Below are 19,929 nucleotides of genomic sequence, written 5' to 3' on the forward strand. Positions count from 1 at the left end.
GTCACGTCCAGCGGCGGCGGAACCGCCACATGATCGCCGCGTTGGCGACCAGCACCACCGCGCAGATCGCGCCGGCCAGCCGGCCGGCGAACACGGCCATCGCCGGGAGCGACGCCCACAGCACGATGGTCAACAACATCAGATAACGGCCCCGACGGGCCCGGACCCGATGGTCGAGCCGGGCGAAGAACGCCGGGTCGCTCTCCCGGAGCTGACGGGTGATCTGGTCGAACCTGCGCTGATCCTCTTTGCTGAGCATGGCGCTGCCTTCCCCTCACGCGTTCAGCGGTTCGGCGGCATACCCGCTGCGACGGCGGCTCACGCTCCTGCTCCTCCTACTTTTCCCCAGCGTGAGAGCACCTCACGTCCGGCTTATCCGAACCTTAAGTTTGCCTGTGGTGGTGAACAGCGGTGAACGTGGCGCGTAGGGCCGCGTGGTCCGATCCGTACCCGGCTGGCGCGCGTCCGCCCTGCTGGGAAGGTTGGAACCCGCCCGCGCCGACCCGTCGACCTTGAATGCCGTGGTGAGCGCTGTCTTAAGTGCCCTCACGGGCGTGTTCGGCCCGCCTTGAAGGCACCTGAGCGCTTGGTTACCTTGCCGTAGCAACCCCCTCAGGCAACAGTCGCCGCACCTGCCGCACCTGCCCGGTCGCAGCTTCCGGCGCTCATCAGAAATCGGGATTGGTACATGGCCGACCAGAATGTGCCACCACGTCGACCGCGGGACGACCGCGGCTGGGACGGACGCCAGCACCACACTTCGGACACGTACGGCGACCCCACCGCGTCCGCGTCGTACGGATACGACTCGCCCCACCCCTACCAGGGCGGCTACCCGGCGCAGGGCGACCCGCGCGAGCAGTACGTCGACGGGTACGCGTACAACGCACAGCCCGCCCCCGCCCCGCGTGGGCCGCAGTGGGTCGGCCCGGAGGGCCTCGGTCGTCCCGCCCCGTCCGGCCCGGCCGGCGTCGGACTGCCCACTCTGGACGACGACAACGAGCCGAGCCGCAAGGTCGGCCGGCGTAAGGCCATGGCCGCGCTCGGTGGCACCGCCGCCGTCGTGGCCGGTGGCGCGGCGCTCGCCATGACCCCGCAGTTCCGTGACCTCTTCGGTGACGAGGCGGCGGCCGACGCGACCGGCAGCACGGTGACCGACGGGACCGCGGCGCGCCCCAGCGGCCAGCAGCCCAGCACGGTGCGTACCTACACCGAGCAGAACGAGAGCTACATGGGCTCGCGCGCCGGTGAGGCGCTGAAGAAGAACGCGCCCAGCGGTGGCCGTACCTTCTCCGGCCCGGCCGCGGCCGCCGCGGCGACCGAGGTGACCGTCAAGACGGTGCTCGCCAAGGACCCGATCCTGCACCTGGCCCGGCGGGCCACCTTCGGGGCGACGCCCGCCGTCGTCGCCGACATCAAGAAGCAGGGCATCGACGCGTGGATCCGCACGCAGCTCGACCCGGACAAGATCGAGCCGAGCAAGGCCGAGCTGAAGCTCGCCGAGCTGCCCACCCAGTCGCTCTCCGTGCAGCAGCTCCGTGACCAGCGGGACAAGCTCAACGACCAGGGCGCCCAGCCGGAGCGGGAGGTGGTCGACGCCACCCTGGCCCGGCAGATCTGGTCGAAGCGTCAGCTCTTCGAGGTGATGGTCGACTTCTGGAACGACTTCCTGCACGTCGCCGCCGACTTCGACGGTGGGGAGGTCTACCGGACCTCGTTCGACAAGGACGTCGTGCGCAAGCACGCGCTGGGCAGCTACCCCGAGATGCTGGTCGCGGCGAACAAGCACCCCGCGCTGCTGATCTACCTGAACCAGAAGGACTCCCGCAAGGACGCCATCAACGAGAACCTCGCCCGGGAGAACCTCGAGCTGTACTCGGTCGGCGTCGACGGCGGCTACAAGGAGGGTGACGTCCGGCAGGCCGCCATGCTCCAGACCGGCCGTGCCGTCGACGACAAGGGCCAGTACGTCCTGCGCGTCAACCAGCACTACATGGGCAAGGTGAAGATCCTCGGCTTCACCCACGCCAACACGTTCAGCATCAAGGACGTCAACAACCCGACGGCCAAGGAGATCGCCGCCGTCGACGCGGCGATCGACAAGTACATCACCTACATCGCGCTGCACCCCTCGACCGCGAAGTACGTGGCGCAGAGCCTGGCGACCCGGTTCGTCTCGGACACCCCGCCGAAGTCCCTCGTGGACCGGCTGGCCAAGACGTACAGCAGCAACAACGGCATGATCAAGCCGGTGCTGATGACGCTCTTCAGCTCGTCGGAGTTCTGGGCGGCCGTGGGTCAGAAGGTCCGCCGGCCCATGGAGTACCTGGTCGCCACGTACCGCACGCTGGGCGTCTTGCCCGAGGCGTCGGCGAAGAACAACAACGGCGACAACAAGCGCACCCCGTTCGCCCGGGGCCTGCGGCAGATCCACGACAAGCTGCGCGAGCTGGGCCAGTACCCGATGGGTCAGCCCACCCCGGACGGCTACCCCGACGTCTACGTCGCGTGGACTTCGGCGGGCACGATGGTCAACGGCTGGAACGAGGCCGGCGAGATCGTGGCCGGTTACCGCACCGTCTTCACGTACACCGCGCCGGACAAGCTGGTCAAGGCGCCGGCCACCGCCGGGGCGTACGTGGACGCGCTGTCCCTGCGGCTCGTGGGCCAGAAGCTGAGCACCCGGGAGAAGAACCTGATCCTCGGCGTGGCCGGTGTGGCGGCGACCGCCAAGGTCGACGCCACGTTCAACGGGGCCGTCACCGCCGTCGCGCGGGCGGTCCTCGCTTCCCCCCAGCACCACCTCCGGTGAGGCACCCGATGGAGAAGACTGTGTACAACTCTTTCCCCCTGCACCCCGAATGCCCCGACGTGCGACGGCTGGCCGACAACCCGGCCGAGGCGCTGCTGCGCGCCGAGGCCGACCTCGTGGCCGCCGAGAACGCGGCCGAGGCCGACCGCTACCGCCGGCTGGAGGACCTGGAGGAGGCCCAGCAGGACGGGCGCGGCGTCACCCGACGGACGTTCGTCGCCGGTGCCGCGGCCACCGCCACCGCGCTGGCCACCTCCCAGTTCGTCACCACCTCGGCGTCGTTCGCGGCCACCAAGACCGGCACGCTGATCCACGTCTTCCTCTACGGCGGTCTCGACGGGCTGAGCCTCGTCGCGCCGGACGGCGACGCGGTGCTCGCCAAGGCCCGGCCCGACCTGCTGCTCGGCAACGACTCGCTGGCCCTGAGCCGCGGCTTCAAGCTGACCAGCGCGTTCAAGCCGCTGGAGAGCTTCCTCAAGGCCGGTCAGCTCGGCTTCATCCCGGCGGTCTCCGACGAGCGGCTGTCCCGCAGCCACTTCCAGGCCGCCGACGCCTGCAACCTGGGCGGCCTGCCCAACGAGACCGGCGGCCGGGGCTGGCTCGACGGCCTGGTCGACAACCTCGGCAAGGGCACCGCGTTCCGCAGCGTCGGCATCGGCAGCACGCTGCCCCGCTCGCTGGTCGGCAACAACGGCGCGCTCTCGCTCAACAGCGTCGGCTCGCTGCGCCTCAACGGCGACGACAAGTTCCGGGCCGCCACCGAGAAGGCCATCAAGGGGCTCTTCACCGGGATCAACCACCCGGTGGAGGAGGCCGTGCAGGAGGGCATGGGCGCGCTCGCCACCGCCCAGAAGCTCGCCGCCAAGCCGTACCAGCCCGCCGCGGGCGTCAAGTACGAGGGCGTCGGCAACGCGTTCCAGCAGCTCGCCCAGCTCATCAAGGGCGGCGCCAACGTCCGGGTCGCCACCGTCGGCATGGGCGGCTACGACACCCACGAGAACCAGGGCACCCAGAGCGGTGGTCAGCTGCACCGCCGGCTGAACGAGCTGGCCAGCGCCATGGCGGCGTTCTTCACCGACCTCGGCCCGCAGGCCGCCGACGTGACGATCATGGTGTCCAGCGAGTTCGGCCGCCGGGTCGGCTCGAACACCGGCGGCACCGACCACGGCCACGGCGGCGTGGTCACCGTCCTGTCCGGCAAGAAGCTGGCCGGTTCGCTGCTCGGCACCTGGAACGGGCTCAGCAAGTTGGACTCCGGCGACGTGCCGGAATACAACAACATGTTCAACGTCTACGGCTCCCTCGCGCAGGGCCGCTTCGGGCTCACCAACGCCGAGGTGCAGAAGGTGTTCCCGCGCATGAAGTACGCCCCCATGAAGCTGTACGCGTGACGTACCCGGGCACACACGCCGCCGGCCGCCGCACCGGGACCTCGTCCCGGCACGGCGGCCGGTCGGCTGCTCCCGTGCCCCCGCAGGTCCCGGACCGGCGCGGACCCGGCGGCCGGCGCTTGCTGGCCGTGCTGCTGCTGGTCGGGCTGCTGGCCAGCGTGCTGCCGTGGTGGCTGGGCACCCCCGCCGGGTCGCTGCGCAGCACCGCCGCGACCCTCACCGCCGGCGGCCGGATCACCGGCCTGATCGCCGGTTACCTGCTGCTCGTGCAGGTGCTGATGATGAGTCGTCTGCCGGTGCTGGAACGGTGGATCGGCGGCGAGCAGATCGGCCGCTGGCACCGTGACATCGGCGCGACGCTGCTGGTCACCGTGCTGGCGCACCTGTCGTTGATCCTCGTCGGGTACGCCGACCTGCGGAACCACTCGGTGTTCGCCGAGGTGGGCACGCTGCTCGGCAGCTACGAGGACATGCTCTCGGCCTTCGTCGCCACCGGCATCATGATGGTTATCGGGTTCAGCAGCGTCCGGGCCATCCGTCGGGCGCTGCCCTACGAGCTGTGGCACCTGCTGCACCGGTCGAGCTACCTGGTGCTGCTGCTCGGCTACGGGCACCAGTTCAGCCACGGCGCGCAGCTCTACAAGCCCGGCCCGGTACGCACCGGCTGGATCGCGCTCTACCTGCTGGTGGTCGCCGCGCTGCTCTGGGGGCGGGTGATCGCGCCGCTGGCGTTCAACCTGCGCTACAAGCTGCGCGTCGCCGACGTGGTCGCCGAGAGCCCCGACACGATCTCCGTCTACCTGACGGGCGAGCGGCTGGGCCGGCTCGCGATGCTCGGCGGGCAGTACTTCCGCTGGCGTTTCCTCAGCCCCGGTTGCTGGTGGCAGTCGCACCCGTTCTCCGTCTCCGCCGCCGCGAACGGTCGCTGGCTGCGGCTCACCGTCAAGGTCGTCGGCCGGCACACCGCCGACCTGCGCGACCTCGAACCGGGCACCCGGGTGTGGGCGCAGGGCCCGTCGGGCACCTTCACCGCCGCGCACCGGGTGCGCGAACGGGCGCTGCTGATCGCCGGTGGCAGCGGCATCACGCCCATCCGGGCCATGCTCGAGGAGCTGCCGCCGGGCGCGGCCCTGATCTACCGGGCCCGCACCCCCGCCGACGTGCTGCTCAGCCGCGAGCTGGACTGGCTGGCCCAGGAACGCGACACGTCGATCTGGTACGTCATCGGCTCCCGCGACGACCCCGGCCCCCGCCAGCTCATGAGCCCCGACGGGCTGCGCCAACTGGTACCCGACGTGGCACGACGGGACGTCTACCTGTGCGGACCGTCCGGGCTCGTCGAGCAGTCGGTGCGCGCGCTACGCCGCGCCGGCGTGCCCCGCCGGCAGATCCACCTGGCCACCTTCGAACTGTAGGAAGGCATCGCATGCGTCGCGCGTTGCTCGCGATCACCGGCCTGGCCGCCAGCACCACCGCCCTGGTGGTGCTCAAGGGCTCGCCGGGCACCACCCAGGTCGCCCAGAACCTGCCGACAGCGCAACCGGTCAACCCCAGCGGACCGGGCGTCGACCCGAGCGTCGCCCCGGCCGCCGACCCCTCGGGTGCGGCGCCGAAGCCGTCGGAGACCGCCGACGCGTCGGTGTCGCCCAAGCCCGGCAAGACCACCACCCGGCCGTCCGGCACGAAGACCACCGCGAAGGCGCCGACCGCGCCGAAGACCACCAAGCCGCCCCAGTCGACCACCCGCCGGATCACCGGGCCGGAGGTGGACACGGCGGAGGACTACGGGTACGTGCAGGTGCAGATCGTCGTCTCCGGCAACAAGATCGTCGACGCGACAACCCTGTCGCTGCCCAGCGGCGGCGAGTCCGACATTCACAGCGGCGACGTCCGCAGCGCCTACAACGGCAGCGGCGGCGAGGTGGTGAAGAAGCAGAGCGCCAACCTCAACACCGTCTCCGGCGCCACCGCCACCAGCAACGCGTACAAGACCTCCCTGCGGGCCGCCATCGAGCAGGCGTTCTGACGTGCCGGCCGCGATGACCCGGCCCGGGTTGTGCCGGGTCGAGCACATCATGGGTACGACGATCACCCTGGACCTCGCCGACGACCTGCCCCCAGCGCGTCTGCGGGAGCTGGCCGACGACGTCTTCGCCTGGATGCACGAGGTGGACGCCCGGTTCAGCACGTACCGGCCGGACAGCGAGGTGTGCCGGTTCGACCGGGGCGAGGTGCTGCTCTCCGAGGCGTCGGCGGACCTGCGCTTCGTGCTGGAGGCCTGCGCCGACCTGTGGGGCGTCACCGACGGGTTCTTCGACGCGTACGCCACCGGCCGGCTCGACCCGTCCGGCTACGTGAAGGGCTGGGCGGCGCAGGTCGCCTCCGACCGGCTCCTCGCCGCCGGGGCGGCGAACCACTGCGTCAACGCCGGCGGCGACGTCCGCGTACGCGGCTTCTCGCCCACCGGCGAGCCGTGGCGCATCGGCATCCGGCACCCGTGGGACGAGATGGCGACCTGCCTGGTGCTCGCCGGCACCGACCTGGCGGTGGCCACCTCCGGCGTCTACGAGCGGGGCCGGCACGTGCAGGACCCTCGCCGGGGCGCGCCGGCCACCGGACTGCGCTCGGTGACGGTGGTCGGCAGCGACCTGGGTGTCGCCGACGCCTACGCCACCGCCGCCCTGGCCATGGGCGCGGCGGGAATCGGCTGGCTGGACCGGCTGACCGACCACACCTACGCGGTAGTCACCGACGACGCCCGCCAGTTCCACTCCGCCGCCCTCCCGCAAACGGCCTGACCGCCCCGCCCCTTCTTCCGCGATCTTGCGGTTTCGGTTGCCGATCCGCCCCTTGTGAGGGGGAATGCCGCGACACAAAGTGCAAGATCGACGAGGTGGTCGGTGGGGTGACGGGGGCGGGTCTAGCGGAGGGGGCGGTGGGTGGTGGCGGGGCGGGTGCCGGTGGGGCGGGGGCGGCCTGGGCGCGAGCCGGTTGGGCGGGTGCCGGCCCAGCGGTGCCCTCGTTGGCCGCGCCGGGGCGGCTCGGTGCCGCCGGGATACGGCGACCGGTCGTGTGTGGACATCGTTCCCCCGTTCGTGGCGCGCGTTCGCGCGGTCACCTGCTCAACGAGGACCGGTGGCCCGGCGACGCTGTCGGTCACCGGATCGGATCGTCGGCCGGCCCCGGCTCACCTTCCCCGGCGGGGCAGCGGCAGGTGCCCGGGGAGCAGGTCGTGGGTGAGCGTCACCCCGCTGGCGCGCAGCGCCTCGATCAGGGTGTTCTGCACCAGGTACGAGTCGGGGAGCTGCCAACGGGCCTGCTCCGGCGCGACCGCCCAGCGGACGGTCCCCTCCGGCAGCCGGGTCGGCGGCGCGGGAATCCACGAGCCCGGCCCGTGCCGCACCACGTGGAAGCAGTGCTCCAACTCGGGCCGCAGCGGGTCACCGGGACGCACCAGGAACATCCACCGGCCGGTGGGGGTGACCAGCACGGGCCCGCGTACGCCGGTGCCGGCCGGGTGGGTCTGCACGGCGTCGAGCACGTGCCGGCCGAGGTGCGCCGGCACCTCCAGCACGTCGAAGGTCCGCCCGGTGGGCAGCAGCACACCGTGTGGGCGGGTACGCCACCAGGTGGCCACCCGGGCCGGGTCGGTGGTGGCGGCCAGCTCCCAGTTCTCCAGCGCGGGGTGGCAACCCACGGTGGGGCAGCCGGCCCGACCGCACACGAACCTGCTGCGGGCGAGACAGGCGCCGGGCGTCACCTCCCACCCGTGTGCGGCGTACCGGATGGCGACCCGGCGCAGCCGGACGCGTTCCAGCGGCGACAGTTCGACGACCCGTGGTCCGACGTTCCCCCACATGTGTGCCATCTCCTCTCGGTCGGGCCCGGCGGACGCCAGGTCGCAGTTCGAACGCCGTCACTGCCGTAACCCACGATCGTTGAGGTTGACGAACGGCTCGTGCAACTTGGACGAAAAGTACGAGGACTGGCTTTCCGGCTGACGTACAGGCTGTGCGACCAGCGAAAACTGCAAGACGAACGACTGATCGCCGCACCCGCGGACAGCGCCCCGCCCTTCGGCGGTGGCAGGGGAGGGATGGGGAGATGGACGAGCTACCCATTGGCCGGCGAGTGGCCTACTGGCGGGGGCGGCGCAAAATGTCGCAGCAGGTCTTCGCGGACCGCCTGGGCAAGTCGAAGAGCTGGGTCGACAAGGTCGAGCGGGGCGTCCGCCGGCTGGACAAGTTCTCGGTCCTCTACGAGATCGCCGACATCCTCCAGATGGACGTGCAGCTGCTGATGGGCCGCGACCCGGAGCGGCGTACGGACGCCTTGAACTGCATCGACCAGATCGAGGTGCAGGAGATCCGGGCCGCCCTGGAGCGATACGACTCGATGAGCGCGTACTTCGACGCCGTGCCGTACCCGCCCCCGTTGGACGACATGCGCAAGGCCGTCAACCACGCCTGGCTCACCTACCAGTACGGCCGCTACGGGATGCTCACCCGCGCGCTGCCCAAGCTGCTGCGCGACGCGCAGGCCGCCGACGCCGCCTACAGCGGGGCGCAGGCGCCGGAGGCGGCGCACCTGCTCGGGCAGGTCTACCAGATCGCCTCCTCGGTGCTGCGCAAGCTCGGCGAGTTCGAGCTGGCCTGGCTGGCCGCCGACCGGTCGATGGCGGTGGCTCAGCGCGCCGACGACCCGCTGCTGGCCGGCATCGCCACCACGCGGGTCTGCAACGCCCTGGTCGCCATGGGCCGGGCCCGGCCGGCGCTGGAGCTGAACGTGCAGATCGCCAACCGGCTGGCCCCGGGCGGCGGCAACGACGTCTCACCGGCCCGGCTGTCCGTCTACGGGATGCTGCTGTTGCAGGGGGCCATGGCGGCGTCCCGGATCGGCGACTCGGCCAGCGTCGACGATCTGATCAACTGCGCGCAGGAGGCCGCCACCCTGCTCGGCGGCGACCACAACCACTACTGGACGTCGTTCGGCCCGACGAACGTCGAGCTGCACCGGGCCGCCGCCGCCGTCGAGCTGGGCGACGGGGGCCGCGCGGTGGAGGTCCACCAACTGCGCATCGCCGAGCCCGACTTCAACGCGCTGCTGCCCGAACGCCGGGCCCACCACCTGCTCGACATCGCCCGCGGGTACGCCCAGATCGGCGACGTGGCCAACGCCGGCGAGATGCTGCTGCTCGGTGACCGGCTCGCGCCGTCGGAGATCCGCTGCCGACCGATCGCCCACGAGGTGATGTCCGACGTCCTTCGTCGCACACGGGGTGCGCCACCTTCTCCGGTAGCGGAGTTGGCTGAGCAGATGGGAGTTGGGGTATGAGCGCGGAGCCGGTGTGACGACCGGCCAACCACACACCAGCGAGCACCGTGCGGTGCTCTACGTCATCGCCTGCGGTTCGCCGTTGGCCCGTCACGTCGGCCGCCTGGTCGAGTTGGCCCAGGCCGACGACTGGGACGTCTGCGTGATCACCACGCCGGACGGCGCGAAGTTCGTCGACCAGACGGCCCTTCACCGACAGACCGGCCACCCGGTACGGACGCACTACAAGAACCCCGGCGACCCGGACGTGCTGCCGCCCGCCGACGCCATGGTCGTCTGCCCGGCGACCGTGAACACGGTCAACAAGTGGGCCGCCGGCATCGCCGACACCCTCGCGCTCGGCCTCCTCGTCGAGGCGCAGGGCAAGGGCATCCCGATCGTCGCCGTGCCGTACACCAACGTCGCGATGGCCGCCCACCCGGCGTTCCGGGCCGGCGTGGCCCGGCTGGCGGACTGGGGGATCACCGTGCTCTTCGGTGACCACGTGGTGGCCCTGCACCCACCCGGCACGGGGGAGCAGCACATGCACGCCTTCCCGTGGGCGATGCCGCTGGCCGCCCTGCGCACCGTCGCGTACCGCGCCGCCTGAGCCTGCCCGCCGGCCCCGGCGCGTCGGCGGCGCTGCCGCACCGGCGGCCGCACGGCGTCGCCAGTTCGCGGCCGCCGAAGGCCGGCCGGACCGTCGGCCGGCGCGGCCGGGGCCGGGTGTCACCGCCTGCGGGCCTCCGCGCCGGTAAGCTGGCCCGCCGTGAGCACAAGCCGATCCGCCCCCACCGTGAGCGACGTGGTGGCCGAGATGGAGCGCCGCTATCCGCCCGTCTGGGCGCAAGAGTGGGATCGTGTCGGCCTGGTGCTCGGTGAGCCGACCGCCCCGGTCCGCCGGGTGCTGTGCGTGGTCGACGTGGTGCCCGAGACGGTCGCCGAGGCGCTCGCCGTCGAGGCCGACATGATCGTCGCGCACCATCCGCTGCTGCTGCGCGGGGTTTCGTCGGTCGCGCCGACGACCGTCAAGGGGCGGATCGTCCACGACCTGATCCGGGCCGGCGTGGCGCTCTACGCGGCGCACACCAACGCCGACGTGGCCTCCCCGGGCGTCTCCGACGCTCTCGCCGCCCGGTTCGGCCTGACCGGGCTGCGCCCGCTGCAACGGCCCGCGTCCGGCTCTCTCGCCCACGGTGACGACCGTGGATTCGGCCGGATCGGCGACCTGCCCCACCCGATGACCCTCGCCGAGCTGACCCGGCACGCCGCCGCCGTGCTTCCCGTCACGTCCTGGGGAGTTCGCGCCGCAGGCGATCCCCGGCGTATGGTTCGTATCCTCGCCGTCAGCGGCGGGTCGGGAGACAGCTTCCTCGGCGCCGCGACCGCCGCCGGGGTGGACGCGTTTCTCACCTCCGACCTGCGGCACCACCCGGCCGGCGAGCACGTCGCCGCCGATGGTCCCGCCCTGATCGACGCCGCCCACTGGGCGACCGAACGACCGTGGCTGGACGACCTGGCCGCCTTCCTGCGGGAGGCGCCGGGCGTCGAGACGCTGGTGTCCGACCTGGACACCGACCCGTGGACCGTGCACGCCGCCGCACCCGTTGTGGACGACAAGGAGCCCGACCGTGAAGGCTGACCCCCAGGTCCAGCGCCGCCTGCTCGACCTTCAGGCGCTCGACACCAACCTCGCTCAGCTCGCGCACCGCCGCCGGTCGCTGCCGGAGCGGGCCGAACTGGAGGCGCTGGCCCGGGAGCTGTCGTCGCTTGAGGACGAGCGGGTACGCGCCCAGGTGGCGGTCGACGACCTGGACCGGGACATCGCCCGCCTGGAGAAGGACGTCGAGCAGGTCCGCGCCCGCAAGGAGAAGGACCAGAACCGGCTCGCCGCCGGCACCGGCCCGGCCCGGGAGTTGGAGGCGCTCCAGCACGAGCTGGCCTCACTGAACCGGCGTCAGGGTGACCTGGAGGACGCCGAGCTGGAGTTGATGGAGCAGCGGGAGACCGCCCAGGGCGTCCTCGACGGCGTGGAGCAGCGGTTGGCCGACGCCCGGGAGAAGCGGGCCGCCACCGAGCAGCGCCGGGACGACGCGCTGGCCGAGATCGCCAAGGACGAGGAGTTCAAGCGGGGTGCCCGGCAGCCGCTCGCGGCCGACCTCCCCGCCGAGCTGGTCACCCTCTACGACAAGATCCGCGAGGACACCGGGCTGGGCGCGGCACTGCTCACCGCCGGCCGCTGCGGCGGCTGCCGGCTGGAACTCTCCGGCGCCGACCTGGCCCGCATCCGCAAGACCGCCCCGGACGAGGTGGTCCGCTGCGAGGACTGCCGGCGGATCATGGTCCGTACCAACGAGTCGGGCCTGTAGGTCGTGGCGCCGCGCGTGGTCGTCGTCGAGGCCGACGGCGGGTCCCGGGGCAACCCCGGACCGGCCGGCTACGGCGCGGTGGTACGTGATGCGGAGACCGGCGAGGTGCTCGCCGAGCGCGCCGAGTCGTTGGGTACGGCGACCAACAACGTCGCCGAGTACCAGGGACTGATCGCCGGTCTGCGGGCCGCCGCCGAGCTGGACGCCTCCGAGGTGGACGTCCGGATGGACTCCAAGCTGGTGGTCGAGCAGATGTGCGGCCGGTGGCAGATCAAGCACCCCGGCCTGCGCCCGCTCGCCGCGCAGGCGGCCGCGCTGGTGGGCCGCTTCGGCGCGGTCCGCTTCACCTGGATCCCGCGCGAGGAGAACCGGCACGCCGACGCGCTCGCCAACGCCGCGATGGACGCCGCCGCCGGCCGACCCACCCCAACGGCGTCCCCGAGCGCACCGGCGTCGGCCAGCGCGCCGGCCGCCGGCGCGTCGACCGGCAGCGATCCGGCGACCGCGCCGGCCTCCTGGGAGCCGCGTCCGAGCTTCACGGCCACCCGGCTGATCCTCGTGCGGCACGGCGAGACCGCGTACACCGAGCAGGGCCGCTACTCCGGCCGCGGCGACGTGCCGCTCTCCGAGCGCGGCCGGGCCCAGGCCGCCGCCACGGGCACGCGCGTGGCCGCGCTGGCCCCGTCCGTCGCGGCCGTGCTCAGCTCACCCCTTTCCCGGTGTACGGCCACCGCGGCGGCGATCGCCGACGCGATCGGCGACGTGCCGGTCCGCACCGAGGCCGACTTGATCGAGTGCGACTTCGGGCAGTGGGAGGGGCGCACCTTCGCCGAGGTACGCCAGCAGTGGCCGGGGGAGATGGACGCCTGGCTCGCGTCGCCGCGGATCGCCCCGCCGGGCGGCGAGTCGTTCACCCACGTCGCCGAACGGGTTCACCGGGTCGTCAACGCGCTGCCGAAGGCGTACCCCGGAGAGACCGTGGTGGTCGTCTCGCACGTCTCGCCGATCAAGCTGGCGCTGCGCGACGCCCTCGCCGCCACCGACGGCTTCCTGCACCGGCTCTTCCTGGACGCGGCCGGCATCTCGGTGCTCGACCTGTGGCCCGACGGCGGCATCGCCGTCCGCACGGTCAACGACACCGCGCACCTACCCGCCGCCTGACCAGCGCGCCCCCCGCCGTTCGGCGCAGCCGATGCGCCGTTCGGCGCAGAGCCGTCCGCGCCCTGATAGTGACGGCGGTCACAGAGTCGTAGCCTCCGGCCGTTACATCGAGTGCCTCGACTCCCCGGAGGTGTGTCAGATGGCTGCACCCGAACCGGAGGCGCCTACCACGGCGCCATCCAGGGCGAAGGACCACAGCCCCTGGAACTGGTTGCTCCTGATCCCCATCGTGGTGCCGCTGATCCCGGCGTTCTTCAACAGTGACGCGCCCCGGATCTTCGGATTCCCGCGCTACTACTGGCTGCAACTGGCCTGGATCCTGCTCGGCGTCGCCACCACGACGTTGGTGTACCAGATGACCAAGAAGCGGGGGACCCGCTGATGTGGCGCGACCATCTCACCGAGATCATCGTTTTCTCGCTGCTGTTCCTGCTGGTCAGCGCGATGGGCTTCGTGGCCGCCCGCTGGCGCGCGCCGAAAGACATGGCGCACCTCGACGAGTGGGGCCTGGGCGGGCGCAGCTTCGGCGGCTGGATCACCTGGTTCCTGGTCGGCGGCGATCTCTACACGGCGTACACCTTCGTGGCGGTGCCGGCCCTGATGTTCGGAGCCGGGGCGGCCGGGTTCTTCGCCGTGCCGTACACGATCGTCATCTACCCGCTGGTCTTCCTGGTGCTCATCCGCCTCTGGTCGGTCTCGCACCGGCACGGCTTCGTCACCCCGGCCGACTTCGTCCGCCGGCGGTTCGACTCGCCCGTACTGGCGCTGCTGATCGCCATCACCGGGATCGTCGCCACCATGCCGTACATCGCGCTGCAACTGGTGGGCATCGAGGCCGTACTCAAGACGATGGGCGTGACGGGTGACAGCACCCTGGCCCGGCACCTGCCGATCATCATCGCGTTCGCCATCCTCGCCGCGTACACCTACCAGTCGGGGCTGCGCGCGCCCGCGCTGATCGCGTTCGTCAAGGACAGCCTGATCTACATCGTGATCCTCGTGGCGGTCATCTACCTGCCGTACAAGCTCGGCGGTTGGGGCGACATCTTCGACGCGGCGGACGCGAAGTTCCAGGCCTCACCCAACCCGAACGACGGCATCCTGCTCAACAGCAACAACCAGTTGCAGTACGTCACACTGGCGTTCGGCTCGGCGCTGGCCCTGTTCCTCTACCCGCACAGCATCACCGGCGTCCTGGCCAGCCGGAACCGTGACGTGATCAAGCGCAACATGTCGGCGCTGCCCGCGTACAGCCTGCTGCTCGGGTTGATCGCGCTGCTCGGCTACATGGCCATCGCGGCCGGCGTGAAGCCGCTGCCGGGGGCTTCGGCCGGCAGCGTGGACAACAACACGATCGTGCCGCTGCTGTTCGACCAGCAGTTCCCGGACTGGTTCGCCGGCGTCGCGTACGCGGCCATCGGCATCGGCGCGCTGGTGCCAGCGGCCATCATGTCGATCGCGGCGGCGAACCTGTTCACCCGCAACATCTACAAGGAGTACCTGAAGAAGGACGCCTCCCCGGCCCAGGAAGCGAACGTCTCGAAGATCACCTCCCTGGTGGTCAAGGTCGGCGCGGTCGCCTGCATCGTCTTCCTCGACCCGCAGTTCTCGATCGACCTCCAGCTCATCGGCGGCGTCATCATCCTCCAGACGCTGCCGGCGGTGGCCCTGGGTCTCTACACCCGCTGGTTCCACCGCACCGCCCTGATCGCCGGCTGGGTCGCCGGCATGGGCCTTGGCATGTGGATGCTGTACCAGGTCGCCAGCCCCACCCGGAAGCACTTCGGGGGCTCGGCGTTCCCGCTGTCCGAGTTCGGCTTCGACACCACCAAGACGATCTACGTCGGCATCGTGGCGGTGGCGGTCAACCTGGCCGTCGCGGCGCTGGTGACGCTGGCGTTGCGGGCTCTGAAGACGCCCGAGGGAGTCGACGGCACCGAGCCAAACGACTACTTCGCCGACGAGGGCGACCCCCGCGTCACCCCCGGCGCCGAACGCGACGCCGACTCAGCCCGCGAACCGGTCGCCTGACCCCGTTCCCTTTGCTGTTCCCGATCCCCCGATCCCCCGGGCGCCCGCCGCGAGGCCGGCGCCCGGGGGCGCTCGGCAGTCCCGCCGCACGTCGGCACCCTTGCGAGCCGCCCGTCGCGAGTCGCACTTGACCGTCGCGCATCACCCACCCATCAAGATCGTGCTCGATCCTTGTTGTAGTGGTGTCGGGCGGCGGGGATGCCACTAAATCCAGGATGTTGCGCGATCTTGGCGGCGAACGGGTGCGGCCCAGCGCCCGGAAGCACGGGTGGTGGCGGTGGAAGGGGGGCGCGCGCTGACCTCCCGCGTCGATCATGGAGTTGTGGTGCCCGGATGATGGCTAACTGCCCCTATCTGTGCCCCACCACAAGTCCATGATCGACTGGGCTGGGGTGGGTGGGCGCAACTTCGGGGATGTTGCTGCTTCGGGTGCGCCGGAGACAGCAACATCGGTGAAGTTGCGCGGATCTTGGCGGTCAGCGGGGGCGGTTGCGGTTTACCAGGGCCTGGTTGAGGCGGTTCAGCAGTCGCGCCAGGGTTTCCCGGTCCTCGGGGCTCCAGTCGGACAGCATGTCGCCGTAGAGGCGGGTGCGGGCGCCCTGCACGGCGGCCATCCGTTGGAGGCCGGCGGTCGTGGGGGAGATGACCGTGCCGCGCCCGTCCGTCGGGTCGGGGGTGCGGGTGATCAGGCCGTCGCGTTGCAGGGCGGAGACCTGCCGGGTCACCGTCGAGCCGTCCAGGTTGAGGCGCGCGGCGAGCGCGGAGACGTTCTGCGGGCCGGCGGCGTCGAGGTGCCGCAGGATGACGTACGCCGCGCGGTCGAGCACCCGGTGCTCGGCGGACCCGGTGGCCCGCCGGGTGGCTTCGCCGAAGCGCATCAGCAGGGCCACCTCGGTCTCGATCAGTCCGAGGGTGCTCTCGTCGTCGTCGCTCATAGCTGTAGGATACAGGGTGAATACCTGTACGATACAGCTAATTGGGGAGTCGGAGTGGATCGGTCATCCGAACCAAACCGCAGTGCCATCTACGCCACCACGCTGGTGGCCTTCCTCGCCATCGCCGGCATCGCGGTCGTCGACCCGATCCTGCCCGCCATCGGCGAGGCGATCGGGGTCACCGCCTGGCAGGTCGAGTTGCTGTTCACCGCATACATCGCGGTCATGGCCCTCGGCATGATCCCGGCGACGCTCGCCAGCGGCCGGTTCGGGTTCAAGCCGGTGCTGGTCGCCGGTGTCTCGGTGGTCGGCCTGGCCGCCATCCTCGCCTCGTTCAGCGGCAACATCGTGCAGCTCTCGGTGCTGCGCGGCGTCTGGGGCCTCGGCAACGCGATGTTCTTCGCCACCGCAATGGTGGTGCTGGTCAACCTGGCCGTCGACCGGGAGTGGGTGGTCGGCCTCTTCGAGACCGCCCTCGGCCTTGGCTTCGCCGTCGGCCCGCTGATCGGTGGCCTGCTCGGCCAGGTCTCCTGGCGGCTGCCGTTCTTCGTCTGCGGCGTGTTCATGGTCCTCGCCCTCGGGGTGGCCGCCGGCAAGCTGCGCGAGCCCACCAACCGTCAGGCCCCGGTACGCGTCGGCCAGATCTTCGCCACCTACCGCCGGCCGGCGTTCATCGCGCTCTGCGTGGTCACCGCCGCGTACAACTTCGTGTTCTTCGTCGTGCTCGGCTACACGCCGCTGTTCCTCGGCCTGGACGTCGTCCCGCTGGGGCTCGCCTTCACCGGCTGGGGCCTCGGCCTTGCCACCGGCATCCTGGTGATCGGCCACCGGCTCGCCCACCGGATCGGCGCGGTCCAGACCGTCGGCGTGGCCATCGCCGGCCTGCTGGTCTGCATGGTTCTGTTCGCCACGTCCACCAGCACTGCCGAGGCGCTCGTCGTGCTGGTCCTCGCCGGCCTGTGCATGGGCCTCGCCAACGCCAACCTCACCGACCTGGCGCTGGGCCTCGGCTCCAGCGACCGCCGGCTGGCCACCGGCGCGTTCAACCTGGTCCGCTGGGGTGCCGCCGCTCCCGCTCCGATCATCTCCGGCAAGCTCGCCGAGCAGTCCCTGGCGTTGCCGTTCTGGGTCGGGTTCGGGGTGCTCGCCGTCGGGGTGCTGGTGTACCTGGCGTTCGCGCACGTGATGGCCGCCGGCTACGGCGAACGGGTCCTGTGGTCCCGGTGGAACCACGCCGCCGCCGACACCGAGCACGCTCCCGAGGAGCCGGTGGGCGAGGCGTACTGAGGGCCTCGCTGGGAGGGCTCGCAGCGGAGGCTCAAGCCAAGATCCGCGCACTATCGGGGAAGCTGCTGTCTCAGCGCCGTCCGAGGCGGCAGCTTCCCCGTAGTTGCGCGGATCTTGAGTGGCGGAGCGCGTCAGCGCAGGGCGCGGTAGAGCAGGTAGAGGCCGATCGTCGTACCGAACACCACGATCAGCGTCTTGAGCACCACCGGCGGCAGCCGGCGGACCAGCCGGGCGCCGGCGTACCCCCCAAGGAGCGTGGCGGGCGCGACCACCGCGACCACCGCCCAGTTCAGCGGGCCGAACAGGGCGAAGATCACGAGCGTGGTCAACCCCACCACGGCCGAGAGCAGATTCTTGATCGCGCTCACCCGCGCCAGGGTCGCGTCGAGCACCAGAGCCAGGCCGGCGATCAGCATCACCCCGAGCGCCGCGCCGAAGTACCCGCCGTACACCGCACCGAGCGCGACCATCGTCTGGACCGCGACCGTCCGCTGGCGTGGCGACAGGTCCCGGGGGTGACCGACCAGCCGGCGCAGCGGGTCCTGGAAGGCCAGGACCGCGGTCGCGCCGAGAACCAGAAAGGGTACGACCAGCTCGAACGCGCGGGCCGGAGTCGCCAGCAACAGCAGCGCCCCGACGATCGTGCCAATGATCGTGGTCGGCACCAACGTGGCGAGCGCGCGGGGGCGCGGCAGGTCCTGACGGCTGCCCGCCACACTGGCGACGTACCCGGGGAAGACGGCGACGGAGTTGCTCACATTCGCCGGCACGGGCGGCAACCCGATCGCGATCATCGCCGGAAAAGTGATCAACGAACCACCACCGGCCACCGCGTTGACAGTGCCCGCGGCGAGACCGGCGGCGAGCAGCAGCGCGGCGTGGGAGAGATCCATAGCCCCACGAGGCTAGCCCGGCCGACTGAACCCCCGCACAATCGGCCGGCTAACCGCCCGCTCGCCGACACCGAACGTCGGCGAAGCCCTCGTCCGGCAGGTCGGCCGGGGTGGCTCGGTCGGCTCCGGAAGCGGGGTGTGGACTAGGCAGATGCCCTCGCATCTGGATTTCCTCGCTCACGTCGCGGTCACCGGCACGGTCCTCGGCGTCGGTCTCGGCTCCCGTCCGGACGACTGGCCGGGCGTACTGGGCTCCGACTTCCATGAGGCCTCGTGGACCGATCGTCACCTGGTGCGGCAGTTCGGGTTCGTCGACGCCAACTTCCATGACGGGTCGGGCGAGTGGGTCTGTGATTCCGTCAAAGTGAACCCCTGGCAGTTGCATCGGTTCGATGACTTCGTCCCCGAGGCGATCCTCAGCCGGTACGGGAGCTTCCCGCCCCGGGTGCCGTTCGAGGAGGTGGCCGACCGGCTCGTCAGCGCGGGCGTGGAGATCTTTCACGTCAGGCGGGAGCAGGTGGCCTCCCTCGAACAGTATTGGATACCGGATGGCAAGGTCATGTTCTCGTTGATCTCCGAGTACCAGCGGGAAGACCTCCCCGCGCTGCGGCTCGGGGACGTCCATGACGTGTCCACCGCCACAGGCGTCGACCTTCGGGCGGAACTGCTCACCCGGTACCGCTGATCGTCTGCTCCTGATCCGCGGGCTGACCCGTGCCGCCGCTGTGGCACGCTTCAGCGATGATCGAGCTCGCCGACATTGAGGCGGCCGCCGGCCGGATCGCCGGCCATGTGGTCCACACACCCACAGTGCCCAGCCCTGGCCTGTCCGAGCTGCTCGGCGTGCCCGTCACCGCCAAGCTGGAGCTGCTGCAACGTACCGGGTCGTTCAAGGCGCGCGGCGCGGCGGCGAAGCTGCTCGTCCTGGACGACGCCGAGCGGGCGGCGGGTGTGCTGGCGGTCAGTGGCGGCAACCACGGCATCGCGGTCGCGGTGATGGCCGGCGCCCTGGGCGTGGCGGCGACCGTCGTGATGCCCCGGACGGCACCGGCGCGTGCCATCGAGGTGGCCCGCGCGGCCGGTGCCGACGTCCATCTGACCGACGGCATGTCCGCCGCGTTCGCGCTCATGTCCCGGCTGCGGGAGGACGGACTGACCCTGCTGCACCCCTTCGACGACCCGGTGGTGCTCGCCGGGCAGGGCACGGTCGGACTGGAGTTCGCCGACGACGCCGGTGAGTTGACCGACGTGCTGGTCAGCGTCGGTGGCGGGGCGCTGATCTCCGGGGTGGCCGCCGCGCTGCGGGCACGACGGCCGGGAGTACGGGTCTGGGGCGTGGAGACCGAGGGAGCGCAGGCGATGTCGCTGGCCCTGGCCAAGGGCGGGCCGGTCGAGGTGCCGCTGTCGTCGATCGTCACCACGCTCAGCGCGCCGACCGTCTCGCAGCTCACCTACGACCACGTGACCGCCCTGGTCAGCGACGTGCTCGTGGTCTCCGACGCCGAGGCGGTACGGGGGACGGTGGAGTTGGCCGAGCACGCGAAGGTCTGGGCCGAGCCGGCCGCCGGATGCCTGCTGCCGGCCGCCCGCCGCGTACGGGAACGGGTGGGTGACGACGCCCGGCTGGGACTCGTGCTCTGCGGCGGCAACTCGACGGTCGCCGACGTGACGTCGTGGACGGCGCGCCTAGGGGCCTGAGCGCCCTCGGGTAATCCCGTTTCGGCTGCTCGCCCTCGT

At 71.4% G+C, this 19,929-nt stretch carries 19 protein-coding genes; 15 read left to right on the forward strand and 4 right to left on the reverse strand.

Translation table 11 applies throughout. The features are described from left to right. Position 1 precedes the first annotated feature (1 nt). Positions 2-259 carry a DUF3040 domain-containing protein gene (locus ACLQ25_RS21930; RefSeq protein ID WP_234586377.1) on the reverse strand — a complete coding sequence of 86 codons (258 nt, stop codon included), beginning with the start codon at positions 257-259 and terminating at the stop codon, positions 2-4. Positions 260-688: 429 nt separating this feature from the next. On the opposite strand from ACLQ25_RS21930, the gene ACLQ25_RS21935 reads away from it, so the two are divergent. From ACLQ25_RS21935 to ACLQ25_RS21955, 5 genes are all read left to right on the forward strand, one after another. After that, entirely contained in the window at positions 689-2,812 is a 2,124-nt protein-coding gene (locus tag ACLQ25_RS21935) for a DUF1800 domain-containing protein (protein ID WP_425732672.1), read from the forward strand. 8 nt (positions 2,813-2,820) lie between these two features. Beyond that, positions 2,821-4,203 carry a DUF1501 domain-containing protein gene (locus tag ACLQ25_RS21940; protein ID WP_357132616.1) on the forward strand — a complete coding sequence of 461 codons (1,383 nt, stop codon included), beginning with the start codon at positions 2,821-2,823 and terminating at the stop codon, positions 4,201-4,203. Positions 4,204-4,277: 74 nt separating this feature from the next. Continuing rightward, entirely contained in the window at positions 4,278-5,618 is a 1,341-nt protein-coding gene (locus tag ACLQ25_RS21945) for a ferredoxin reductase family protein (protein WP_425732673.1), read from the forward strand. Positions 5,619-5,629: 11 nt separating this feature from the next. After that, positions 5,630-6,229, forward strand: a complete 600-nt coding sequence (locus ACLQ25_RS21950) for an FMN-binding protein (RefSeq protein WP_425732674.1) — start codon at positions 5,630-5,632, stop codon at positions 6,227-6,229. 49 nt (positions 6,230-6,278) lie between these two features. Next, entirely contained in the window at positions 6,279-7,001 is a 723-nt protein-coding gene (locus tag ACLQ25_RS21955; protein ID WP_425732719.1) for an FAD:protein FMN transferase, read from the forward strand. 389 nt (positions 7,002-7,390) lie between these two features. Here the strand turns inward: ACLQ25_RS21955 and ACLQ25_RS21960 are convergent, their stop codons facing one another. Next, positions 7,391-8,062 (reverse strand): bifunctional DNA primase/polymerase, encoded by a 672-nt coding sequence (locus tag ACLQ25_RS21960; protein WP_425732675.1) that lies wholly within the window; start codon positions 8,060-8,062, stop codon positions 7,391-7,393. Positions 8,063-8,307: 245 nt separating this feature from the next. Between ACLQ25_RS21960 and ACLQ25_RS21965 the strand changes: the two genes are divergently transcribed. From ACLQ25_RS21965 to mctP, 7 genes are all read left to right on the forward strand, one after another. Then, positions 8,308-9,537 (forward strand): helix-turn-helix domain-containing protein, encoded by a 1,230-nt coding sequence (locus ACLQ25_RS21965; protein ID WP_355051441.1) that lies wholly within the window; start codon positions 8,308-8,310, stop codon positions 9,535-9,537. 13 nt (positions 9,538-9,550) lie between these two features. Next, complete coding sequence (locus tag ACLQ25_RS21970) at positions 9,551-10,126, forward strand: flavoprotein (RefSeq protein WP_425732676.1); 576 nt, start codon at positions 9,551-9,553, stop codon at positions 10,124-10,126. Positions 10,127-10,321: 195 nt separating this feature from the next. Continuing rightward, a complete protein-coding gene (locus ACLQ25_RS21975; RefSeq protein ID WP_425732720.1) occupies positions 10,322-11,158 on the forward strand; it encodes a Nif3-like dinuclear metal center hexameric protein in 837 nt (278 codons plus the stop codon). Then, positions 11,148-11,885, forward strand: a complete 738-nt coding sequence (locus ACLQ25_RS21980) for a zinc ribbon domain-containing protein (RefSeq protein ID WP_425732677.1) — start codon at positions 11,148-11,150, stop codon at positions 11,883-11,885. Before ACLQ25_RS21975 ends, ACLQ25_RS21980 begins: the two co-directional genes overlap by 11 nt. Positions 11,886-11,888: 3 nt before the next feature. Beyond that, the gene (locus ACLQ25_RS21985; protein ID WP_425732678.1) at positions 11,889-13,046 is read left to right on the forward strand and encodes a bifunctional RNase H/acid phosphatase; all 1,158 of its coding nucleotides are present in this window, start codon (positions 11,889-11,891) and stop codon (positions 13,044-13,046) included. Between the two features lie 139 nt (positions 13,047-13,185). Next, the gene (locus ACLQ25_RS21990) at positions 13,186-13,428 is read left to right on the forward strand and encodes a DUF3311 domain-containing protein (RefSeq protein ID WP_425732679.1); all 243 of its coding nucleotides are present in this window, start codon (positions 13,186-13,188) and stop codon (positions 13,426-13,428) included. Further along, on the forward strand, positions 13,428-15,077 hold the full coding sequence (gene mctP, locus ACLQ25_RS21995; RefSeq protein WP_425732680.1) for a monocarboxylate uptake permease MctP: 1,650 nt from the start codon (positions 13,428-13,430) through the stop codon (positions 15,075-15,077). The genes ACLQ25_RS21990 and mctP overlap by 1 nt, the downstream gene beginning before the upstream one ends. Positions 15,078-15,553: 476 nt before the next feature. Here mctP and ACLQ25_RS22000 read toward each other — a convergent pair whose 3' ends face one another. After that, positions 15,554-16,012 carry a MarR family winged helix-turn-helix transcriptional regulator gene (locus ACLQ25_RS22000; RefSeq protein ID WP_425732681.1) on the reverse strand — a complete coding sequence of 153 codons (459 nt, stop codon included), beginning with the start codon at positions 16,010-16,012 and terminating at the stop codon, positions 15,554-15,556. A gap of 54 nt (positions 16,013-16,066) precedes the next feature. Here ACLQ25_RS22000 and ACLQ25_RS22005 point away from each other — a divergent pair, with 54 nt between their 5' ends. Then, positions 16,067-17,299: an MFS transporter gene (locus tag ACLQ25_RS22005; RefSeq protein WP_425732682.1), complete on the forward strand. Its 1,233-nt coding sequence runs from the start codon at positions 16,067-16,069 to the stop codon at positions 17,297-17,299. Positions 17,300-17,430: 131 nt separating this feature from the next. Here the strand turns inward: ACLQ25_RS22005 and ACLQ25_RS22010 are convergent, their stop codons facing one another. Further along, on the reverse strand, positions 17,431-18,192 hold the full coding sequence (locus tag ACLQ25_RS22010) for a sulfite exporter TauE/SafE family protein (RefSeq protein WP_425732683.1): 762 nt from the start codon (positions 18,190-18,192) through the stop codon (positions 17,431-17,433). A 151-nt stretch (positions 18,193-18,343) separates the two neighbouring features. Between ACLQ25_RS22010 and ACLQ25_RS22015 the strand changes: the two genes are divergently transcribed. Further along, positions 18,344-18,877 carry a hypothetical protein gene (locus ACLQ25_RS22015; RefSeq protein WP_425732684.1) on the forward strand — a complete coding sequence of 178 codons (534 nt, stop codon included), beginning with the start codon at positions 18,344-18,346 and terminating at the stop codon, positions 18,875-18,877. Positions 18,878-18,933: 56 nt separating this feature from the next. Further along, complete coding sequence (locus tag ACLQ25_RS22020) at positions 18,934-19,890, forward strand: threonine/serine dehydratase (protein ID WP_425732685.1); 957 nt, start codon at positions 18,934-18,936, stop codon at positions 19,888-19,890. Positions 19,891-19,929: the final 39 nt, after the last annotated feature.

The sequence above is a fragment of the Micromonospora sp. DT44 genome, assembly GCF_049841635.1.
GTDB lineage: Bacteria > Actinomycetota > Actinomycetes > Mycobacteriales > Micromonosporaceae > Micromonospora.

Excerpts from the sequence above, each read along its gene's own strand:
- ACLQ25_RS21940 (WP_357132616.1), top strand. The coding sequence starts at position 2,821 with ATGGAGAAGACTGTGTACAACTCTTTCCCCCTGCACCCCGAATGCCCC.
- mctP (WP_425732680.1), top strand. The coding sequence starts at position 13,428 with ATGTGGCGCGACCATCTCACCGAGATCATCGTTTTCTCGCTGCTGTTC.
- ACLQ25_RS21960 (WP_425732675.1), bottom strand. The coding sequence starts at position 8,062 with ATGTGGGGGAACGTCGGACCACGGGTCGTCGAACTGTCGCCGCTGGAA.
- ACLQ25_RS21930 (WP_234586377.1), bottom strand. The coding sequence starts at position 259 with ATGCTCAGCAAAGAGGATCAGCGCAGGTTCGACCAGATCACCCGTCAG.
- ACLQ25_RS21965 (WP_355051441.1), top strand. The coding sequence starts at position 8,308 with ATGGACGAGCTACCCATTGGCCGGCGAGTGGCCTACTGGCGGGGGCGG.
- ACLQ25_RS21955 (WP_425732719.1), top strand. The coding sequence starts at position 6,279 with ATGGGTACGACGATCACCCTGGACCTCGCCGACGACCTGCCCCCAGCG.
- ACLQ25_RS22010 (WP_425732683.1), bottom strand. The coding sequence starts at position 18,192 with ATGGATCTCTCCCACGCCGCGCTGCTGCTCGCCGCCGGTCTCGCCGCG.
- ACLQ25_RS21935 (WP_425732672.1), top strand. The coding sequence starts at position 689 with ATGGCCGACCAGAATGTGCCACCACGTCGACCGCGGGACGACCGCGGC.
- ACLQ25_RS21950 (WP_425732674.1), top strand. The coding sequence starts at position 5,630 with ATGCGTCGCGCGTTGCTCGCGATCACCGGCCTGGCCGCCAGCACCACC.
- ACLQ25_RS21990 (WP_425732679.1), top strand. The coding sequence starts at position 13,186 with ATGGCTGCACCCGAACCGGAGGCGCCTACCACGGCGCCATCCAGGGCG.
- ACLQ25_RS22020 (WP_425732685.1), top strand. The coding sequence starts at position 18,934 with ATGATCGAGCTCGCCGACATTGAGGCGGCCGCCGGCCGGATCGCCGGC.
- ACLQ25_RS22000 (WP_425732681.1), bottom strand. The coding sequence starts at position 16,012 with ATGAGCGACGACGACGAGAGCACCCTCGGACTGATCGAGACCGAGGTG.
- ACLQ25_RS22015 (WP_425732684.1), top strand. The coding sequence starts at position 18,344 with ATGCCCTCGCATCTGGATTTCCTCGCTCACGTCGCGGTCACCGGCACG.